Origin of the sequence: Paramagnetospirillum magneticum AMB-1, from assembly GCF_000009985.1 — a bacterium.
GTDB classification, from domain to species: domain Bacteria; phylum Pseudomonadota; class Alphaproteobacteria; order Rhodospirillales; family Magnetospirillaceae; genus Phaeospirillum; species Phaeospirillum magneticum.
Genome location: NC_007626.1, coordinates 2251933 through 2268664, shown reverse-complemented (window position 1 = coordinate 2268664; position 16732 = coordinate 2251933). Strand labels below are relative to the sequence as shown.

The following is a 16732-nucleotide window of genomic DNA, read 5'->3' as shown; positions in this document are numbered from 1 at the left end:
GCCGCAATGTTCTCGTGATAGACTGCGCCTCCAACCGCCTTGTCGAGTAGCCCGCCCCTTGGCCAAGTCCCCATCCTCCCAGTTCGTCTGCCAGGAATGCGGTGCCGTCACCCGCAAATGGGCGGGCAAGTGCGAAGCCTGCGGCGCCTGGAACTCCATCACCGAGGAGGCGGCGCGCGAAGAGGTGCCCAAGGGCCTGACGGCGGGCAAGGGCAAGCGCATCGAATTCGTCGGCCTCGAAGGCTCGGCGGCACCGCTGGCCCGCTGGCTGACCGGCATCGGCGAACTGGACCGCGTGTGCGGCGGCGGGCTGGTGCCCGGCTCGTGCCTGCTGGTGGGCGGCGATCCCGGCATCGGTAAGTCCACTCTCTTGCTCCAGGCCACGGCCCGGCTGTCGTCCCAGATCTCGGTCGCCTATATCTCGGGCGAGGAGGCGGTGGATCAGGTGCGCATGCGCGCCGCCCGGTTAGGGTATGCCAAGGCCACCGTCGCCCTGGCCTCGGCCGGGTCGTTGCGCGACATCATCGCGTCGCTGGACCAGCCCGACGCCCCCCAGGTGGTGGTGATCGATTCCATTCAGACCGTCTATGCCGACAACATCGAATCGGCCCCCGGCACCGTCTCCCAGGTGCGCGCCTGCGCCGCCGAGTTGATCCGGCTGGCCAAGCGGCGGGGCTTCGTGCTGTTCCTGGTCGGCCACGTCACCAAGGAAGGCACCATCGCCGGCCCGCGCGTGCTGGAGCACATGGTCGACACCGTGCTGTATTTCGAGGGCGACCGGGGCCATCAGTTCCGCATCCTGCGCGCCGTCAAGAACCGCTTCGGCGCCACCGACGAGATCGGGGTGTTCGAGATGACCGAGGGCGGGCTGTCGGAAGTGGCCAACCCATCCGCCCTGTTCCTGGCCGAGCGGCGGGGCAACGTCTCGGGCTCTTGCGTCTTCGCCGGCATGGAAGGGACACGCCCCATGCTGGTGGAAATCCAGGCCCTTGTGGCGCCAAGTTCACTGTCTTCGCCGCGCCGGGCCGTGGTCGGCTGGGATACCAACCGCCTGTCCATGGTGCTGGCGGTGCTTGATGCCCGCTGTGGGCTTGCTTTGTCGGGCAATGACGTTTATTTGAACGTCGCCGGAGGATTGCGGATCGCCGAGCCGGCCGCCGACCTTGCCGTCGCCGCGGCCCTGGTGTCGTCCGCGTCCGACGTGCCCGTTCCCGCCGACATGGTCGTGTTCGGCGAGATCGGGCTGTCCGGCGAGGTCCGGGCGGTGGCCCAGGCCGATACCCGCCTGAAGGAAGCCGCCAAGCTCGGCTTCGCCCAGGCGCTGGTGCCGGCCCGGCCGCGCAAGGACAAGGGCGGAGGGGCTGCGGGCGCGGGGTCGCCCCTGGCTATCCGCTCCATAGGCCATTTGCAGGACGTGCTGGGGCTGTTCCGGCACGAGTGACCACCCTAACTGGAAGAGGCCATGGGGAACCTCAACGTCACCGCCGTCGACGTTATTGTCGCCGTGGTGTTGCTCGGCTCGGCGGGCTTCGCCTTCCTGCGCGGCTTCGTCCAGGAAGTGCTGTCCATCACCTCCTGGGTGGGCGCCGTCTTCGCGGCGCTGTATGGCTTTCCCCATGCCCAGCCCTTCTTCCGGGCCCAGATCGGCACGGCCATCGTGGCCGACATCGCCGCCGGCGCCGCCCTGTTCCTGGTGACCCTGCTGATCCTGTCCCTGCTGACCAAGCGGGTCTCCGACACCGTGCGAAAGAGCGCGCTCAATTCGGTGGATTCGTCGCTGGGCTTCGTCTTCGGTCTGGCGCGCGGCGCGGTGCTGGTTTCCCTGGCTTATATGTCGGCGGCCTGGCTGTTCGACAGCCCGGAACAACAGCCCGACTGGCTGGCCCAAAGCCGCTCGCGCCCGTGGCTGATGCGCGGCGCCGCGACGCTGCAAAATCTGGCGCCCGAGGGCCTGGGCAAGGCCGAGAGCAAGGCCAAGGACGCCTCGTCCGAGGCCCGCCAGTTGATGGAAGCGGAAAAGACCTTCCAGAAATTCATTTCGCCGCAGCCGGCCGCCCCCGGCGCCCGCCCGGCTTCCGATGGCAAGACCCCGGTCAAGGCCGACGGCAAGCCTGCGGGAAAGCCTGACCAGGCCTATGACGGCGAAAGCCGCACCCAGATGGAGCGGTTGATCCGCACCAATCAGTAATTCCCCGTCCCGACGCCCCCCGCACCGAATCCAGGACACAATCCCATGCTGACCACCCACCCCTTCGACGACGACCATCTCCGCGAGGAATGCGGCGTGTTCGGCATTTTCGGCCATCCGGAAGCCGCCGCCCACGTGGCCCTGGGCCTGCACGCCCTGCAGCATCGCGGCCAGGAGGCGGCGGGCATCGTCTCCTATGACGGCACCCAGTTCCACAACCACCGCGGCCTGGGTCATGTGGAGGACAATTTCGGGTCCGAGACGGTCATCCGCAAGCTGAAGGGCTCCATGGCGGTGGGCCATGTGCGCTATTCCACCACGGGCGAGACCCTGCTGCGCAATGTGCAGCCGCTGTTCGCAGAGATGGAGTTCGGCGGTCTGGCGCTGGGCCACAACGGCAACCTGACCAATGCCATGGCGCTGCGCCGCCAGTTGGTGCGGCGCGGCTGCCTGTTCCAGTCGACCACCGACACCGAGGTGATCATCCACCTGATCGCCATCAGCCTGTATTCCACGGTCGAGGACCGGATGATCGACGCGCTGCGTCAGATCGAGGGCGCCTATTCCCTGGTGGCCGCCACCACCAACGCGGTGTTCGGGGTGCGTGATCCGCTGGGCATCCGGCCGCTCTGCCTGGGCCGGCTGGACAAGGCGTGGATCCTAGCCTCGGAATCCTGTGCCCTCGACATCATCGGCGCCGAATTCGTCCGCGACGTGGAGCCGGGCGAGATCGTGGTGCTGACCGCCGACGGCATCCGCTCGGTCAAGCCGTTCACCAAGCGCCCGTCGCGCCTGTGCATCTTCGAATACATCTACTTCGCCCGCCCCGATTCGGTGGTGGAGGGCACAAGCGTCTACGAGGCGCGCAAGCGGATCGGCAGCGAACTGGCCCGCGAAAGCCAGGTGGACGCCGACGTGGTGGTGCCGGTGCCCGATTCCGGCGTGCCGGCGGCCATCGGCTTCGCGGCCGAGGCGGGTATTCCCTTCGAGCTGGGGATCATCCGCAACCATTATGTGGGCCGGACCTTCATCCAGCCCACGGACAACATCCGCAATACCGGCGTCAAGATGAAGCACAACGCCAACCGGGCCTCCCTGGCCGGCAAGCGCGTCATCCTGGTCGACGATTCCATCGTGCGCGGCACCACCAGCCGCAAGATCGTCGAAATGGTGCGCCAGGCCGGCGCCACCGAGGTGCACATGCGCATCTCCAGCCCGCCGACCACCCATTCGTGCTATTTCGGCATCGACACCCCCGAGCGCGAGAAGCTGCTGGCGGCGCGCTACGACGTGGACGGCATGGCCAAGCTGATCGGCGTGGATTCCCTGGCCTTCATCTCCATCGACGGCCTGTACCGCGCCGTGGGCGAGCCCGGCCGCAACGCGGCCGAGCCGCAGTTCTGCGACGCCTGCTTCACCGGCGACTATCCGGTGGAGCCCACCGACTACATCAGCGCCGGCACCGATAACACCAAGCAGCTTTCCCTGCTGACCGAGGACAGCCACTGATGTCGGGACGCCTTGAGGGCCGCGTGGCCCTGGTCACCGGCGCCTCGCGCGGCATCGGAGCCGCCGTGGCCCGCCGCCTCGCCGCCGAGGGGGCAGAAATCGTCGCCATCGCCCGCACCCAGGGGGCGCTGGAGGAACTGGACGACCAGATCCGCAAGGCCGGCGGCAAGCCGCTGGTCCTGGTGCCGGAAGACCTGTGCAAGCCCGGCCTGATCGAGCAGGTGGCCGCCGCCATCTTCCAGCGCTGGGCGCGGCTGGACATTCTGGTGGGCAATGCCGGCGCCATCGGCGGCGGGCTGACCCCGGTGGCCCAGCATGCCCCCGATGATTGGGAAGAGGCCTTCGCCGTCAACGTCACCGCCAACTGGCGGCTGATCCGCGCCTGCGATCCCCTGCTGCGCATGGCGCCCGCCGGGCGTGCGGTGTTCACCACCGCCGACGCGGCGCGCCATGCCGAACCGTTCTGGGGCGCCTATGCCGCCTCCAAGGCGGCGCTGGAGACCATGGTCCGCACCTGGGCCGCCGAGATCGCCAACGTCACCTCGGTCAAGGCCAACCTGCTGGACCCCGGCGTGGTGGCGACGCGGCTGCGCTCCATCGCCTTCCCCGGCGAGGACCCGGCCAAGCTGGCACAACCGGACGATGTGGCCGGTGCTTTTCTCGACCTTTGCCTGCCGGACTGCACCCGCCAGGGCGAGATCATCCGGACTAGTCCGTAAGGTCTACCCCCTAGCCCCCGTTGCGGCTTCGTCACAATCGGTCACGTGGTGACGGAACGGGCTTGCGCCTGTGGCCGATCATGAGCTATCCCCATGGGGTCGGGGGCGATGGAAGATCACCTGGGGGGGTGGTCCTGGTTACGATCTCTGGGAAGGGGCGGCCGCCTAGGCCGGTACTGCGCGCATGACGGGTTCCGATCCGCGAGAGGGGGCGAAGACCTTCGAGACGAAGGTTGCCAGCCTTATTGCGGCCACCCGTCACCTGGAAATTCCGCATATCCTCATGCTGCGCCGCATGACCCTCAAGGACCCCGAGTCGCGCAAGTGGGCCAACGAGAAGCAGCTCGGCGTCGTCTTCTCGGTGATCCTCACCAAATCCATCGAGCGCTACGGCCTGCCCAAGCTCAAGGAAGCCCGCGAGCGCAACTTCCAGTCCCTGTTGCCGCCCGGTGACGGCCGCGAGGAAGACCTGCGCGTCCTGACCGATATCGCCATGCAATTGCTGGGGCCGCCCCAGATGTCCGAGGCGGAAAGCGCCCAGGCCGGATTTCAGGCGCTGCTGGCCCGCGGCGCCGTCGCCGCCCCCAGCCGCACCGTCCGCGCCCAGGCCCCGGTGCGCGAGCCGCCGCCCCTGTTCGCCGCCCAATTGGGAGCCCCTGGCGACCGCATGGGCAAGATGATGCCCAAGTTCCAGGCCCCGCTGCCGGGCGCCCCCAGCAGCGGCGCCAACGAGCCGGACAAACCCTTCACCGACTTCCCGACCCTGTTCGACGACACCATCTGCGCCTATACCGAGAAGATTCTCAGCATCTTCCGCATCACGCAGCCGTCGCGGGGCATCCGCCTGCCGTTCCTGCTGGCCCCCGAATTCGGTCTGGCCTACCGCGAGGTGCTGACCAAGTTCATCCTGCCGCAGATGCGCCAGACCCGGCACATGCAGACCCTGGCCCACAGCTATAACTGGGCCGAGGTCGGCGGCGAGAAGCTGATCGAGATTATGCAGGGCAGCGAAGTCAACAACCCCATCCTCCACAACTGGGATGCCCGCTGGGCCTCGTTCCGCACCGCCAAGGCGCCCAAGGGCAAGAAGGCCCCGCCGCAGAAGCCCGAGGACAATCCCTGGCCCATGCTGCGCGAGGACGCCACCCGCGGCAATTACGAGCCCCCCAACGAAGACAACCTAATCCTGTTGCAGGATCTGATCCGCTTCGAGGCCGACGTCATGGCCAAGTGCTGGCGCGAGCTGAACCAGCTTTATACCCAGGAATTCGCGCCCTCGGGCCGCATGGATCAGGCCCGCGAGGGCGCCTTCCGCGACGGCCTGATGAAATGGACCGCCAAGCTGCCCGATTACGTGGGCGAACATCTGGCCATGAAGGCCCATTTCGAGTTCGAGCGCCTGGACGGCACCTGGATGCGCCGGCTGCTGGCCAATTTCGGCCGCACCGATTCCGAGCGTCGGCGCAACGCCCCCTTCCTCACCGAATTCGTGCTGCAGCTGACCGACTGATGGCCCTGCTTGGTCACGACCACGTCAATGTGGTGGTCACCGATATGGAGCGCTCGATCCGCTTCTATTCGGCCCTGTTCGGCCTGGGCATCGTCATGGACCGCCCGCTGTCGGGCGAGTGGTTCGAACAGGTCACCGGCCTGGAGAACGCCCGGGCGCGCTGCGTCATTCTGGCCGCCCCCGACGGCACCTGCCGCATCGAGCTGCTGCAGTTCAAGACCCGGCAGCCGGCCGAGGCCCCCCTGCCCTCCACCCCGGGCCTGCGCCATCTGGCATTGCGGGTCGACGACCTCGGCACCTGCCTCGAGACCTTGCACCGCCAGTTCGGCCAGACCGTCACCGCCACCCAGGTTCCCGACCACATCATCCGGGGCGGTAAGGGCATGTGCTATATTCGCGATCCCGACGGCGCCATCATCGAATTGTGCCAGTACGGGCTGGAGCAGCCGGAGTTCCGCTGATGGACCAATCCAGGACGAGGGTGGTCGAAGCCGACATCACCCGCCTTGCCGTGGATGCCATCGTCAACGCCGCCAATTCGTCGCTGCTGGGCGGCGGCGGCGTAGACGGGGCCATCCATCGGGCCGCCGGGCCGCAATTGCTGGAGGCCTGCCGGGCCTTGTGCGGCTGCGCCACCGGCGATGCTCGGATCACCCCCGGTTTCCGCCTGCCCGCCCGCTGGGTGATTCATGCGGTGGGGCCGGTGTGGAAAGGCGGTGAGCAGGGCGAGGCCGACTTGCTGCGCTCGTGTTATCGCCGCTCGCTGGAACTGGCGGTGGAGGCCGGGGCACGCACCATCGCCTTCCCGGCCATCTCCACCGGAATCTACGCCTACCCCAAGGACGAGGCCGCTCGCATCGCCATCGCGGCGGTGCGGTCATTCCTGAGCGGATGCGATCTCTTGGACGAGGTGGTGTTCTGCTGCTTCGCCCCCGACAGCCTGGACGCCCACCGGCGAGCGCTCTACCTGAGGGACTGACTCAGATCCATTCCGGCAGGCTTTGACACCGGCCCTGCCCTGGTGGATGTGGCCGCCCCCAGACGGAGGGCCAGCGGGCGCAGGGCATCGACGGCGGCAGCCACCCCGGCCTCCCCCTGAGAGGGAATGACCGCCACGTTGATGGCCACCAGACGCAATTCCCCCTCGCTCCAGCCCAGGACCGGACCTCCGGACTCGCCCTGCACCGCGTCGCAATCGTGAATGAACACTCCGGGCAGAGCCTGACGGGTCAGGCGACAGCCCACATGGGCCAGGGGCACCTGGGCCTTGTCGCGGCCATAGCCGGCCACCGCCACCCGCATGCCGGCCTGCGGCGCGCCAAGGGCGATCCAGCCGATCTCGTCGCCCAGCGGCTCCTCCAGCTCCATCAGCGCCCAGTCGTCGGCCCGGCTGTTCAGCCCGCGGGACTCGCCGTCGAGTACCCATTTGGGGGCCGCGTGGATGGCGGTGACCTTGGAGGCGCGCAGATACTCCCCCCGGTCCCAGCCGGCCACGAAGGTGAACGACGAGGCGGGAAAAGGCTTCTGGGTCCGCCGGTTCCACAGGCAGTGGGCGGCGGTGGCGATCAGGCGCGGCCCGATCAGGCTGGCGCTGCAATGACCGCTGAAGAAATTGAGCCGCCCCATGGCGCTCCAGGGAAATTCCTGCGCCACCATGCGGACCCGCTGGTCCTGGTCGCCCTTGATGCCGTGAAGCTGCCGAGTCTCGGCGGCGGCGGGCGCCGCCAGCAGCAAGAGCACGACACCGGGCACCAGCCGCCTCATGGCAGCAGGCGCTCGCGGATCGCCCGGGCTACCTCCTCGGCGGCGTTGAGGCGCGGACGCTCCCATCCCTCCAGCGAGGCCGCTCCCTCCAGCGGCCGTGCCAGACCGGCCTGATAGAGCTGGGCGTGCAGGCGGGCGTGCTTGGGGGCCGCCCAGCCCTCCGGCGCCCAGATGAACACCGGAGCTGCCGACGCGCAGGCCTCGCAGCACATGGACACCGAATCGCCGGTGACGACGACCGCGTCGGCCAGGGCCAGAAAGCCGAAATAGGGATTGTCGCCACCCTGGGAGAACAGGTGCAGCCAGCGGGGCTCGGGAAGGCCCCGGGCCAGAGCCGCCTCCTGCGCCGCTCCGGTGCGGCGGCTGGTGGTCAGCAGCACCGAGCCGCCCATGCCGCCGGCCAGCCGGGCGACATTGCGCCCCAGGGTCTCGGCCATCTCTACCGGGAACGGCCGGTTCTTGGTGGCGCCGCCGACGATCACCGCCACCCAGGGGCGCGGCAGCGCACTGAAGGCCGGATTCCATTTCTCCGCCTCGGCGGCGAGGCGTTCGGGCGTCACCCGGTGGGGCGCTCCCAACACCTCCAGCACATTGCCGCCGGCGCCGGGGCGGTCATGGGCGGGAGAGACGATCAGATCGAAATCGCCGCGCCCGGGAAAGCCCGGGTCCATGATCTGCACCAGCTTCGCCCCGCATTGCCGCCTGATCCAGCGGGCGACGGGGGCGGTGCGCCGCCCGGCGGCGATCACCAGGCGCGGCCAGGGCGCGGCCAGGACCGCCCGGCTCTCGGCCGTCACCCCGGTCAGCCCGGCGCCGCGCAACAGATTGGGCGGGCGGGCCAGTCGGTCATAGCGCAGCGTCTTGACCACGAACGGCACTCCCAAGGCCTCGGCAACCCCCAGGCATTGGGCGACGTTGCCGGCCCGATCATCGGCCAGCACCCAGATTTCCGCGTTCTCGCTCGTCCCTGCCGTCATGGCGACAAGCTCGGCCAAATGACAAGCATTTGCAAGCCCTCCCGTGGTATTTGTGGACGAAAGGGCGATTACCCCCTATATTTGGCGAGACCCTTTTGCCAGTCTGGACGTGCCATGTTCGCTGACAACACATTGACCCCCAAGGAAGCCGTGCGGCTCTGCGCGCTGGGAACCATCGCGTCCCGGCCCATGCGCTACAGTGAGCTGGCCGGGTCGGTGCGTCACTTCACCAGCCGGATCATGGGTCCCAGCCTGGAACTGATGGGCATCTCCATCGAGTTGCTGCGCTACGAAGGGCTGGTGGAGGCCGTCGAGGGCCAGGGCATGGAAGACGATTCCATGCTGACCATCTCGGCGGCGGGACGGCGCGAGCTGCACACCCTGCTGACCGCCCGCCTGCGTCCCGGCTCGGATCTGTCCAAGCTGGTGGTGGCGCTGAAGATGCGCTTCCTCGATCTGATGGAGGCCGAGGAACGCGCCCACCAGATCGACCTGCTGATCGAAGGCGTCGACAGCGAACTGGCCCGCCTCGCCGATCTGCGCGGCTCTGACGGCGAGGGCGGCAGCGCCCTGGCGGCGTGGCTGGACCACGACATCGCCCTGCTGGAAAGCCGCCTGGCCTGGCTGGAAGACTTCCGCGCCCGCCTGTGACCGCCGATCTCCCCCTTCCCGGCCTCGCCGAAACCCCAACCGCACCAAATCAAGCCAAGGCGGACCATAGAGGCCATCGGGAAAGGCTGCGCACGCGCTTCCTCGAGGCCCCCGAGGCCCTGCCCGACTACGAATTGCTGGAGCTGCTGCTGGGCGCCGCCATCCCGCAGAAGGACACCAAGCCGCTGGCCAAGGCGCTGATCAAGCGCTTCGGCAGCTTCGCCGACGTCATCACCGCCGATGCGGAGGACCTCAAGACCGTCGACGGCGTCAAGGACGTGGCCGCCGCCACCTTGAAGGTGGTGCGCGAAGCCGCCATCCGTCTGGCCCGCGCCCCGGTGATCAACACCTCGGTGATTTCCAGTTGGGACGTGCTGCTGGATTACTGCCGCACCGCCATGAACACCCTGCCCACCGAACAGTTCCGCCTGCTGTTCCTAGACCGCAAGAACACCCTGATCGCCGACGAGGTGCAGCAGACCGGCACCGTGGACCACACGCCGCTTTACCCCCGTGAGGTGGTTAAGCGCGCCCTGGCCCTGCATGCCAGCGCCATCATCATGGTGCACAACCGTACTTGCCGCCGACCTATTTCACATTCAATTCAGTAGGTTATAAAGACGCAAGGGTGCGTGTGTCGCATTTGTGTCGCAAGTAATCCCCTTCCCGGTCCCTATTTGGCACCACCCAAAGCCTTCGCCATCGACAGAACCTGATCCCTGACCTTGGGGTCATTGATGCTGAAATAGGCCCGTACCAATTCGAGAGTTTCCCGCTTCGTCATCGGATCATCGTCGGGGACATCAACTGACTTGGTGACATTGCCCCGGATCACCTCGACCGGCGATGCTGCCTGGGCAGTAGCAGAGATTTCCTCGAAAAAATAGCCGACGCGGACATCCAGAACACGGGACAGATCGAACAGCCTGGATGCTCCGACCCGATTCGCTCCACGTTCGTATTTTTGAACCTGCTGGAAGGTCAGCCCCAGGCATTCACCAAGCTTCTCCTGGCTCATGCCAAGCAGGGTCCGGCGAAGCCGAATGCGGGCACCAACATGGACATCGATGGGATTGGCACTGCCGTCGTCCAATCGGCCACGCGTGGAGCGACCAACCTTCCTGACATCCTTGGCAGGCTTGGGGGCGGTTGCGGGCTTGGCACTCTTACGTGGCGGCATGATGATCCCTTCCCTGCTCATCAGGTGGCTGATTTGGGCTTCCGATTCGTCCGGGAATAACCCAGCCCCGCTGCCTTTGCGAGTTCGGATCGGCGTGCAGCATATTCCGGTGCGACCAAGGGGTAATCCCTGGGCAACGACCACTTGGCCCGGTACTCGTCGGCGGTCAGTCCGTGGCCGGTCAGGAGATGCCGCTTCAGCATCTTCTGGTGGTCGCCGCATTCCAGACAGACGATATGGCCGGGAGTAACAGACTTCTTTACCGAAACGGCAGGTTGCTGCTGTTCAGCCAGTGCTGTGACCGGGGCGTCCGTGCCAACCAAGGTCGAATAAACGGACTTGATCAGGTTCGGGACTTCCTTGGCTTCCACTGTGTTGCCACCCAAGTAGGCAGCGACGATCTTGGTGGTCAGAGCCTTGATGTCATCGGCCATTGATGGTGTCCTTCAGGCTCTTCCCGGCGGTGAATTTGGCAGACTTGCTTGCCGCGATGGTGAGGGTCTTGCCAGTTTGCGGATTCCTGCCTTCACGTGCAGGGCGGGCAGAAACCGAGAAGGTTCCAAAGCCAACCAGACGCACATCATCGCCGGACTTCATGGCGGTAGTGATGGCTGCAAAAACAGCGTCAATGGCATTGCCCGCGTCAGCCTTGGTCATTTTGGCACTATCGGCGACAGCGTTGATCAATTCAGACTTATTCATATGCCCCTCCCTACAAAAGGTATGGTTATAAGGAATGACATTGGCATTTCAGGTCGTCAATCCGCTTACAACCCCCGATTATTCCTGGCCTACCTTGGTTCATTGGCAGCCCGACAGCGATCCCCAACGGACTCCTCCTTCACCCGGAGGATTCCTGCCTCCAATCCCGCAGCAATCACCGTGTCCGAAATGGCATTCTTGATCTCATCAGGCAGAATAATTGCGGCTTTCCATGAGCCATCTGATGCCCGATATTTCGGCAAGGATACCTTGGTGCTTTTGCCATCCGCTCGAACCTGGACACCTTGAATGACCATCACAACACCATCGAAGACGACTTCAACATCAGCCAAGGCACGCAGCTTTCCTGCATTCATGAGATGAGTGATGTGGATTGCTGATACCGTGACCGAAGTGGTGTCCGTAGTCGGATTTGCGTTCAAGATTTTCACCATATGGGCGAGAAGTTCATCCTGTACGTCTTGATGGCACAGGGCGAATGCGATAGCGTTTCAATGTGGCATCCTCTCAATGCGGCCACATCTGGATGGACCCTCCCCCGTAACCCAAATCCATCCAGTACGATCCGGCGGTGGGGTTCTCGCCAGTTCGCCACCGCCGATCTGCTTTACGGCTCGTTCCGAATCCCAGGCTCAGCAACGAAGAACTCCGGGTCTTCCAGGGTACGGATAGAGACCATCAGTGTTTCATGCTGGTTCACCAACCGGGCATGTGGCACGCCATCAACCGCCGTCCAAAGCCGAGATACCTCCCACACCTTTCTGGTCTGGTCGTTCGACTTTTTGAACCGATCTCCGACCTGGATGGGTGGAGGTTTTCGTCCGAATAACGCCATGATCGCCCAGCCCCACGCCCGAAATTATACCGCCGTGTCGCGAACTGCCTGGAGGTGCCCAAAGAACTTTCGATCTTCCGACAGCATGTGTTTCGCCACCACGTCGTAGGCCAGAAAATTGAAAAGGTCGCCCAAGGCCAGTTCACCGGATGCGAAATTTTCCACCAATTCTCCTGCTCGGTCGATTAGCCCTTGGTGGATTTGGGCATGCTCATCTGCTCCTGGATACCCGATGGAACGAAAAGCTGCTTCTTCATCCCGGAAATGCTCCAGCAGGTCCATCACAAGAGATTCAATCTGGGGAAGAACTTCATCTTTGGGCCGTTCGCCAATCACTGAAGTCAGGAGATTGTTTGCGTGCTCGAATAGGTTCCGGTGCTGTGCATCAATTGCGGCAAGGCCAGACTCATAGGTGCTCCGCCAGACCAGACGGAGAAACGAGAGATCGAGAAGCTCGGCCTCATCAGCTTCATCAGCCTCGCAGGCATCGGTTATAACTCGATTTCGCCCACCTTCCTTTGCTGCGTAAAGAGCGGCATCAGAACGGCAAAGCCATGATTCCCAGGTTTCGTTCTCTCGATATTCAGCGACACCGAAACTGGCAGTAACGTGCCCGGCAACTGGAAAATCGTAGGCCATAACCGCCTTGCGGATTCGTTCCGCAAGCAGAATTGCGATCATCAGGCCGCTGTTCGGTGTGACGATTACGAACTCTTCACCGCCCCAGCGTCCAAGTAGATCGGTGGAACGCATACATTTTTGGGCGATATCGCAAAATGACTTGAGAACTTCGTCGCCGACAGCATGGCCGTAGCCGTCATTGATCCGCTTGAAGTGGTCTAGATCAATGAAGATCAGTGAAACAGGATGGCCATATCGCGAATTTCGGAGCATTTCCTGTCGGACTGATTCTTCGATCCTGCTGCGGCTCCAAGCCCCGGTCAGAGTGTCATGCCGGGCCAAGTGCTCCAGTTCCTCTCGGGCGGCAACAAGTTCGGCATTCGATGCGGCAAGTGCCTCAACAGCTTTGGTCAGTTCCAGGTTTAAAACTTCGAGTTCATGGCTGCGTTCGGCCAGATGCTGTTCCGCGATCTTGCGTTCGGTAATATCAGAAACGACGCAGACCAGACCTGCATGCCCATCTTTGTAAGCGGGCATATGACTGGCAGTCAGTTGCCCCCAAAATGCGGTACCATTCGACCGCCAATAATGCCGCTCCAAGTTGACGTTGGGCCGATCCTGGATCAGATGATCAGCCATGTTTTTTCGGGCTGCTTCCTGCTCTCCGGGATCAACCAGATCAACGTATTCCATGCCAATCAGCGATTCCAATGGCATCATGAACATTTCCGCCATCCGTTGGTTGGCCGCACCAATCCGGCCACTGGAATCGATGGTAAAAATGGCCACACTGGAATTGTCGAAAATCAGCCGCAGGAGGCCCTCTTTGTCACGAAGGGTTTCCTCAGACTTCCGTCGTTCGGTGACATCTGTGTATAGGGTGATGAATCCGCCGCTTGGCAGTGGCTGGCCTGAAATCTCCAGAATGGTTCCATCAGGTCGAACACGCTCGAACTGATGTGAATTCATTGCCATTGCTCGCTGGACAACCTGCCCAGCGAGTTCCTCTGGGTCTCCTGGGCCATATTCACCGCGTCGGGCGTTAAACATGGCCAGAGACTTCATTGAAGGCAGGCTGCCTTCAAACAGTGTGGCAGGAAAATCCAGTAGCCGTCTGAACAAGCCATTGCAGGCAACCATCTCCAGGTTCTGATCGAACAACGTCACGCCGCAAGGAAGGTGGTCGATGATCGACTGGATGATGTGGCGGAATTCAGGAGAACTGGCGAACACCATCGAGCCGCTGATGCCGCTGCATTCAAATTGCTGGCTACCCCCGTCATTCGACATTTTTGACTTCAATCAATTATGGGGTTCACTAAGAATTTTCTATCAGAAGTATGGTTTAGCTAAATCAATTGGGTCAATCCTTAGTGACCAGGAATTCTCCGGTTGTTACAAGTCGTTGCAATCACTGGTGCCGAAATTCTGGGCAAGTGATGTCACCGCTCTTGCTGAAGGCAGCCATTTCCTGAAAAGATTGCCGTAAGTAACGATAGAGGGAAGCAATCCAATGCGATGCCCGTTTTGCGGACAGGATGACACCCAGGTAAAGGATTCACGCCCAACCGATGACAATGCGGCCATCCGACGCCGCCGAGCTTGTCCAGGGTGTGGATCGCGGTTCACCACTTTCGAGCGGGTTCAAATCCGTGATCTGGTCGTGGTCAAAAAGGACGGATCACGCTCGACCTTCGACCGGGAGAAGGTGGTCAAGTCACTTCAGATCGCCCTGCGGAAACGCCCTGTCGAAGATGACCAGATCGAACGCATTGCCAATGGCATCTACCGCCGCCTTGAGAGCTTGGGAGAAAACGAGGTTCCGTCCAAGCTCATCGGTGAACTGGTGATGGACGTGCTGATGGAGATGGATCAGGTGGCCTATTTGCGGTACGCCTCGGTCTACCGGAACTTCCGCGAAGCCAAAGATTTTGGGGATTTCCTGGGGAAGATGGGAACCAGCAGCGGGGATTGATACGCCCTGACGATCACAGCACAAGGCATTGCCCTACCATACCCTTCCGTTGGAATGTGCTTATCATGTTCAGCCGTTATGTGGGCATCGACTACTCCGGGGCGGAAACGCCAACAGCGAACCTCAAAGGACTGCGAGTCTACGTCACAACTGGGGCTGCTGATCCGATTGAGGTGCCACCACCGCCGTCGCCAATTCCGAATCCGACCCCTCGAAAATATTGGTCCCGAAAGGGTATCGCCCACTGGCTTGTGGACCTGCTCTCAGATGAGGTGCCGACTTTGGTTGGCATCGATCACGGCTTCTCCTTCCCTCTTCGATATTTTGAAGTGCATGGATTGGCTCCCGATTGGCAGACTTTCCTTGATGATTTCCATGCCCATTGGCCGACAGATGGCGATCATGTCTATGTCGATTTTGTTCGATACGGTGACGTGGGTAATGGGGCCGCACGTACCGGCAACACACGGTGGCGGCGGTTGACCGAGGAGCGATCTGGTGGAGCCAAGTCCGTGTTTCACTTCGATGTGCAGGGAACCGTGGCAAAGTCCACCCACTCAGGCATTCCATGGCTCCGCTTCATCCGTCAGAAGCTTGGTCGCCGCGTTCATTTTTGGCCGTTCGATGGGTGGGAAATTCCCTCAGGGGGGTCAGCCATTGTTGAAGCCTATCCCGCCCTCTGGAGCCGTGGTTTCCCCAGGCAGGATCGCACACCTGATCAGCATGACGCTTTCAGTATCGCGGCATGGATGTCACGAGCAGACCGGGATGGCACTCTTCCTGGGTTCTTCCACCCCAACCTTTCACCACCACAGCGAACTGTAGCTGAAGTTGAAGGCTGGATTCTGGGTGTCGCCTGACGAAGAGGAGCGTGGAATGCAGGAGATGGGTGATCACGAGAAGATGGCTGTGGCGTTGGAGGCCACCGGCCAGTATCGCGTCCTTCGTAAATTGATCCCCCGCCAGAACCTTGTTCCGCACGATGGTTCCAAGACCCGACTCGGTATTTTCATCGATCTTGAAACCACCGGACTGGACCCGGCCAAGGACGAGATCATCGAGTTGGCAATGGTCCCATTTGTCTATGGGCTGGATGGTCGGATTTTCGAAATCCAGGATGCATTCCAAGGTCTGAGGCAGCCTTCAAATCCAATCCCAGCGGAAATCACCAAGCTGACTGGCATCACCGATGAAATGGTCGCCGGGAAAGTTATCGACCCAGCCGAAGTAGCCGCCTTCGCCGCCCCCGCTGCCATCGTTATCGCCCACAATGCCGCCTTCGACCGCAAATTTATCGAACGGTTTTGCCCAAGTTTCTCGACCAAACCGTGGGGCTGCTCAATGTCCCAGGTAGATTGGACAGGTGAAGGATTCGAAGGTACCAAGCTCGGATACCTGCTGGGCGGTTTCGGCCTTTTTCACGATGGGCACCGGGCGACGGACGACTGCCACGCCGCCATCGAAATCCTGGCTCGGCCACTACCGAAGTCCGGTGTTCCTGCCATGGGGAAGCTGCTGGAAAAAGCCAGGGAAGCGACGTGTCGGGTCTGGGCAGAAAATTCGCCATTTGACCTGAAGGACGTATTGAAGGCACGGGGATACCGGTGGTCGGACGGAAGCGATGGCCGACCACGGGCTTGGTTCATCGACGTGCCCGAGGATCAGCTTCAGCAGGAAAAGGATTTCCTGGTCCAAGAAATCTATCAGCGGGAAGTGGACATTCATGCTGCCCGGATCACCGCCGTTGATAGATTCTCAATTCGGTGCTGACCATCCAGGAAGCTTGGCTCGGGCCATCATCGCCACGTCTGGCGGTAGGCCAACATGGTCGGCAAACGCCAGCACGGATGATTCGTCGGCCAGAAGGAAGTCCAGCACCGATCCAAGGAATGCTGGTTGATCGATACGATTTCGCAGATCGTCGGCACCGCATCCTGTGATGGAGATAAACCGATCTCGCATGGTGTCGTCGCCAATGATCCAGGCGACCACTTGAAGAGCGATAGTTTCCGCATCACCAGGGGTCATCTTCATGGCTACCGGTCTTGGCTTCGGTTCGTATGTTTTGAAGGGGTCCACG

20 protein-coding genes are annotated in these 16732 nt (G+C 62.8%); 12 read left to right on the top strand and 8 right to left on the bottom strand.

Features of this window, described 5'->3' with window-relative positions; all coding sequences use genetic code 11:
• Window positions 1-58: 58 nt before the first annotated feature.
• The 7 genes from radA (at window position 59) to AMB_RS10525 (ending at window position 6905) form a co-directional block, all read left to right on the top strand.
• Window positions 59-1441: a DNA repair protein RadA gene (gene radA, locus AMB_RS10555; RefSeq protein WP_011384491.1), complete on the top strand. Its 1383-nt coding sequence runs from the start codon at window positions 59-61 to the stop codon at window positions 1439-1441.
• 21 nt (window positions 1442-1462) lie between these two features.
• Window positions 1463-2188 carry a CvpA family protein gene (locus tag AMB_RS10550; RefSeq protein ID WP_011384490.1) on the top strand — a complete coding sequence of 242 codons (726 nt, stop codon included), beginning with the start codon at window positions 1463-1465 and terminating at the stop codon, window positions 2186-2188.
• Window positions 2189-2233: 45 nt separating this feature from the next.
• Window positions 2234-3697: an amidophosphoribosyltransferase gene (gene purF, locus AMB_RS10545; RefSeq protein ID WP_011384489.1), complete on the top strand. Its 1464-nt coding sequence runs from the start codon at window positions 2234-2236 to the stop codon at window positions 3695-3697.
• The gene (locus AMB_RS10540) at window positions 3697-4416 is read left to right on the top strand and encodes an SDR family NAD(P)-dependent oxidoreductase (protein WP_011384488.1); all 720 of its coding nucleotides are present in this window, start codon (window positions 3697-3699) and stop codon (window positions 4414-4416) included. The genes purF and AMB_RS10540 overlap by 1 nt, the downstream gene beginning before the upstream one ends.
• A gap of 184 nt (window positions 4417-4600) precedes the next feature.
• The gene (locus tag AMB_RS10535) at window positions 4601-5926 is read left to right on the top strand and encodes a hypothetical protein (protein WP_011384487.1); all 1326 of its coding nucleotides are present in this window, start codon (window positions 4601-4603) and stop codon (window positions 5924-5926) included.
• Window positions 5926-6387: a VOC family protein gene (locus AMB_RS10530; RefSeq protein WP_011384486.1), complete on the top strand. Its 462-nt coding sequence runs from the start codon at window positions 5926-5928 to the stop codon at window positions 6385-6387. The genes AMB_RS10535 and AMB_RS10530 overlap by 1 nt, the downstream gene beginning before the upstream one ends.
• Window positions 6387-6905 carry an O-acetyl-ADP-ribose deacetylase gene (locus tag AMB_RS10525; RefSeq protein ID WP_011384485.1) on the top strand — a complete coding sequence of 173 codons (519 nt, stop codon included), beginning with the start codon at window positions 6387-6389 and terminating at the stop codon, window positions 6903-6905. The genes AMB_RS10530 and AMB_RS10525 overlap by 1 nt, the downstream gene beginning before the upstream one ends.
• On the opposite strand, the gene AMB_RS10520 is transcribed toward AMB_RS10525, so the two are convergent.
• The gene (locus AMB_RS10520; protein WP_011384484.1) at window positions 6890-7690 is read right to left on the bottom strand and encodes a trypsin-like serine peptidase; all 801 of its coding nucleotides are present in this window, start codon (window positions 7688-7690) and stop codon (window positions 6890-6892) included. The two genes, AMB_RS10525 and AMB_RS10520, sit on opposite strands and share 16 nt — an antisense overlap.
• On the bottom strand, window positions 7687-8667 hold the full coding sequence (locus AMB_RS10515) for a mitochondrial fission ELM1 family protein (protein ID WP_011384483.1): 981 nt from the start codon (window positions 8665-8667) through the stop codon (window positions 7687-7689). The genes AMB_RS10520 and AMB_RS10515 overlap by 4 nt, the downstream gene beginning before the upstream one ends.
• A 114-nt stretch (window positions 8668-8781) precedes the next feature.
• Here AMB_RS10515 and AMB_RS10510 point away from each other — a divergent pair, with 114 nt between their 5' ends.
• Together AMB_RS10510 and AMB_RS10505 are read left to right on the top strand one after the other, a co-directional pair.
• On the top strand, window positions 8782-9318 hold the full coding sequence (locus tag AMB_RS10510) for a transcriptional regulator (protein ID WP_043744155.1): 537 nt from the start codon (window positions 8782-8784) through the stop codon (window positions 9316-9318).
• Window positions 9315-9929, top strand: a complete 615-nt coding sequence (locus AMB_RS10505) for a JAB domain-containing protein (protein WP_050750693.1) — start codon at window positions 9315-9317, stop codon at window positions 9927-9929. Before AMB_RS10510 ends, AMB_RS10505 begins: the two co-directional genes overlap by 4 nt.
• Window positions 9930-9991: 62 nt before the next feature.
• Here AMB_RS10505 and AMB_RS10500 read toward each other — a convergent pair whose 3' ends face one another.
• The 5 genes from AMB_RS10500 to AMB_RS23415 form a co-directional block, all read right to left on the bottom strand.
• The gene (locus AMB_RS10500) at window positions 9992-10498 is read right to left on the bottom strand and encodes a helix-turn-helix domain-containing protein (RefSeq protein ID WP_231849044.1); all 507 of its coding nucleotides are present in this window, start codon (window positions 10496-10498) and stop codon (window positions 9992-9994) included.
• A 20-nt stretch (window positions 10499-10518) separates the two neighbouring features.
• A complete protein-coding gene (locus tag AMB_RS10495; protein ID WP_011384480.1) occupies window positions 10519-10932 on the bottom strand; it encodes a MucR family transcriptional regulator in 414 nt (137 codons plus the stop codon).
• Entirely contained in the window at window positions 10922-11200 is a 279-nt protein-coding gene (locus tag AMB_RS10490; protein ID WP_011384479.1) for an HU family DNA-binding protein, read from the bottom strand. The genes AMB_RS10495 and AMB_RS10490 overlap by 11 nt, the downstream gene beginning before the upstream one ends.
• 89 nt (window positions 11201-11289) lie before the next feature.
• Window positions 11290-11652: a hypothetical protein gene (locus tag AMB_RS10485; protein ID WP_231849078.1), complete on the bottom strand. Its 363-nt coding sequence runs from the start codon at window positions 11650-11652 to the stop codon at window positions 11290-11292.
• 428 nt (window positions 11653-12080) lie between these two features.
• On the bottom strand, window positions 12081-13967 hold the full coding sequence (locus AMB_RS23415) for a diguanylate cyclase (protein ID WP_050750692.1): 1887 nt from the start codon (window positions 13965-13967) through the stop codon (window positions 12081-12083).
• A gap of 223 nt (window positions 13968-14190) precedes the next feature.
• On the opposite strand from AMB_RS23415, the gene nrdR reads away from it, so the two are divergent.
• From nrdR to AMB_RS10470, 3 genes are all read left to right on the top strand, one after another.
• Window positions 14191-14652, top strand: a complete 462-nt coding sequence (nrdR, locus tag AMB_RS10475; protein WP_011384474.1) for a transcriptional regulator NrdR — start codon at window positions 14191-14193, stop codon at window positions 14650-14652.
• 65 nt (window positions 14653-14717) lie between these two features.
• Window positions 14718-15512: a hypothetical protein gene (locus AMB_RS24455; protein WP_083763606.1), complete on the top strand. Its 795-nt coding sequence runs from the start codon at window positions 14718-14720 to the stop codon at window positions 15510-15512.
• Window positions 15513-15528: 16 nt separating this feature from the next.
• Window positions 15529-16422: a 3'-5' exonuclease gene (locus AMB_RS10470; protein WP_043744148.1), complete on the top strand. Its 894-nt coding sequence runs from the start codon at window positions 15529-15531 to the stop codon at window positions 16420-16422.
• Here AMB_RS10470 and AMB_RS10465 read toward each other — a convergent pair.
• Entirely contained in the window at window positions 16408-16731 is a 324-nt protein-coding gene (locus AMB_RS10465; RefSeq protein WP_011384472.1) for a DUF3572 domain-containing protein, read from the bottom strand. The genes AMB_RS10470 and AMB_RS10465 overlap by 15 nt on opposite strands.
• Between the last annotated feature and the right edge of the window lies 1 nt (window position 16732).

Bases quoted from the DNA above. Each gene is read 5' to 3' on its own strand.
- AMB_RS10550 (WP_011384490.1), top strand. From the start codon at position 1,463: ATGGGGAACCTCAACGTCACCGCCGTCGACGTTATTGTCGCCGTGGTG.
- purF (WP_011384489.1), top strand. From the start codon at position 2,234: ATGCTGACCACCCACCCCTTCGACGACGACCATCTCCGCGAGGAATGC.
- AMB_RS10540 (WP_011384488.1), top strand. From the start codon at position 3,697: ATGTCGGGACGCCTTGAGGGCCGCGTGGCCCTGGTCACCGGCGCCTCG.
- AMB_RS10535 (WP_011384487.1), top strand. From the start codon at position 4,601: ATGACGGGTTCCGATCCGCGAGAGGGGGCGAAGACCTTCGAGACGAAG.
- AMB_RS10530 (WP_011384486.1), top strand. From the start codon at position 5,926: ATGGCCCTGCTTGGTCACGACCACGTCAATGTGGTGGTCACCGATATG.
- AMB_RS10525 (WP_011384485.1), top strand. From the start codon at position 6,387: ATGGACCAATCCAGGACGAGGGTGGTCGAAGCCGACATCACCCGCCTT.
- AMB_RS10520 (WP_011384484.1), bottom strand. From the start codon at position 7,690: ATGAGGCGGCTGGTGCCCGGTGTCGTGCTCTTGCTGCTGGCGGCGCCC.
- AMB_RS10515 (WP_011384483.1), bottom strand. From the start codon at position 8,667: ATGACGGCAGGGACGAGCGAGAACGCGGAAATCTGGGTGCTGGCCGAT.
- AMB_RS10510 (WP_043744155.1), top strand. From the start codon at position 8,782: ATGTTCGCTGACAACACATTGACCCCCAAGGAAGCCGTGCGGCTCTGC.
- AMB_RS10500 (WP_231849044.1), bottom strand. From the start codon at position 10,498: ATGCCGCCACGTAAGAGTGCCAAGCCCGCAACCGCCCCCAAGCCTGCC.
- AMB_RS10495 (WP_011384480.1), bottom strand. From the start codon at position 10,932: ATGGCCGATGACATCAAGGCTCTGACCACCAAGATCGTCGCTGCCTAC.
- AMB_RS10490 (WP_011384479.1), bottom strand. From the start codon at position 11,200: ATGAATAAGTCTGAATTGATCAACGCTGTCGCCGATAGTGCCAAAATG.
- AMB_RS23415 (WP_050750692.1), bottom strand. From the start codon at position 13,967: ATGTCGAATGACGGGGGTAGCCAGCAATTTGAATGCAGCGGCATCAGC.
- nrdR (WP_011384474.1), top strand. From the start codon at position 14,191: ATGCGATGCCCGTTTTGCGGACAGGATGACACCCAGGTAAAGGATTCA.
- AMB_RS24455 (WP_083763606.1), top strand. From the start codon at position 14,718: ATGTTCAGCCGTTATGTGGGCATCGACTACTCCGGGGCGGAAACGCCA.
- AMB_RS10470 (WP_043744148.1), top strand. From the start codon at position 15,529: ATGCAGGAGATGGGTGATCACGAGAAGATGGCTGTGGCGTTGGAGGCC.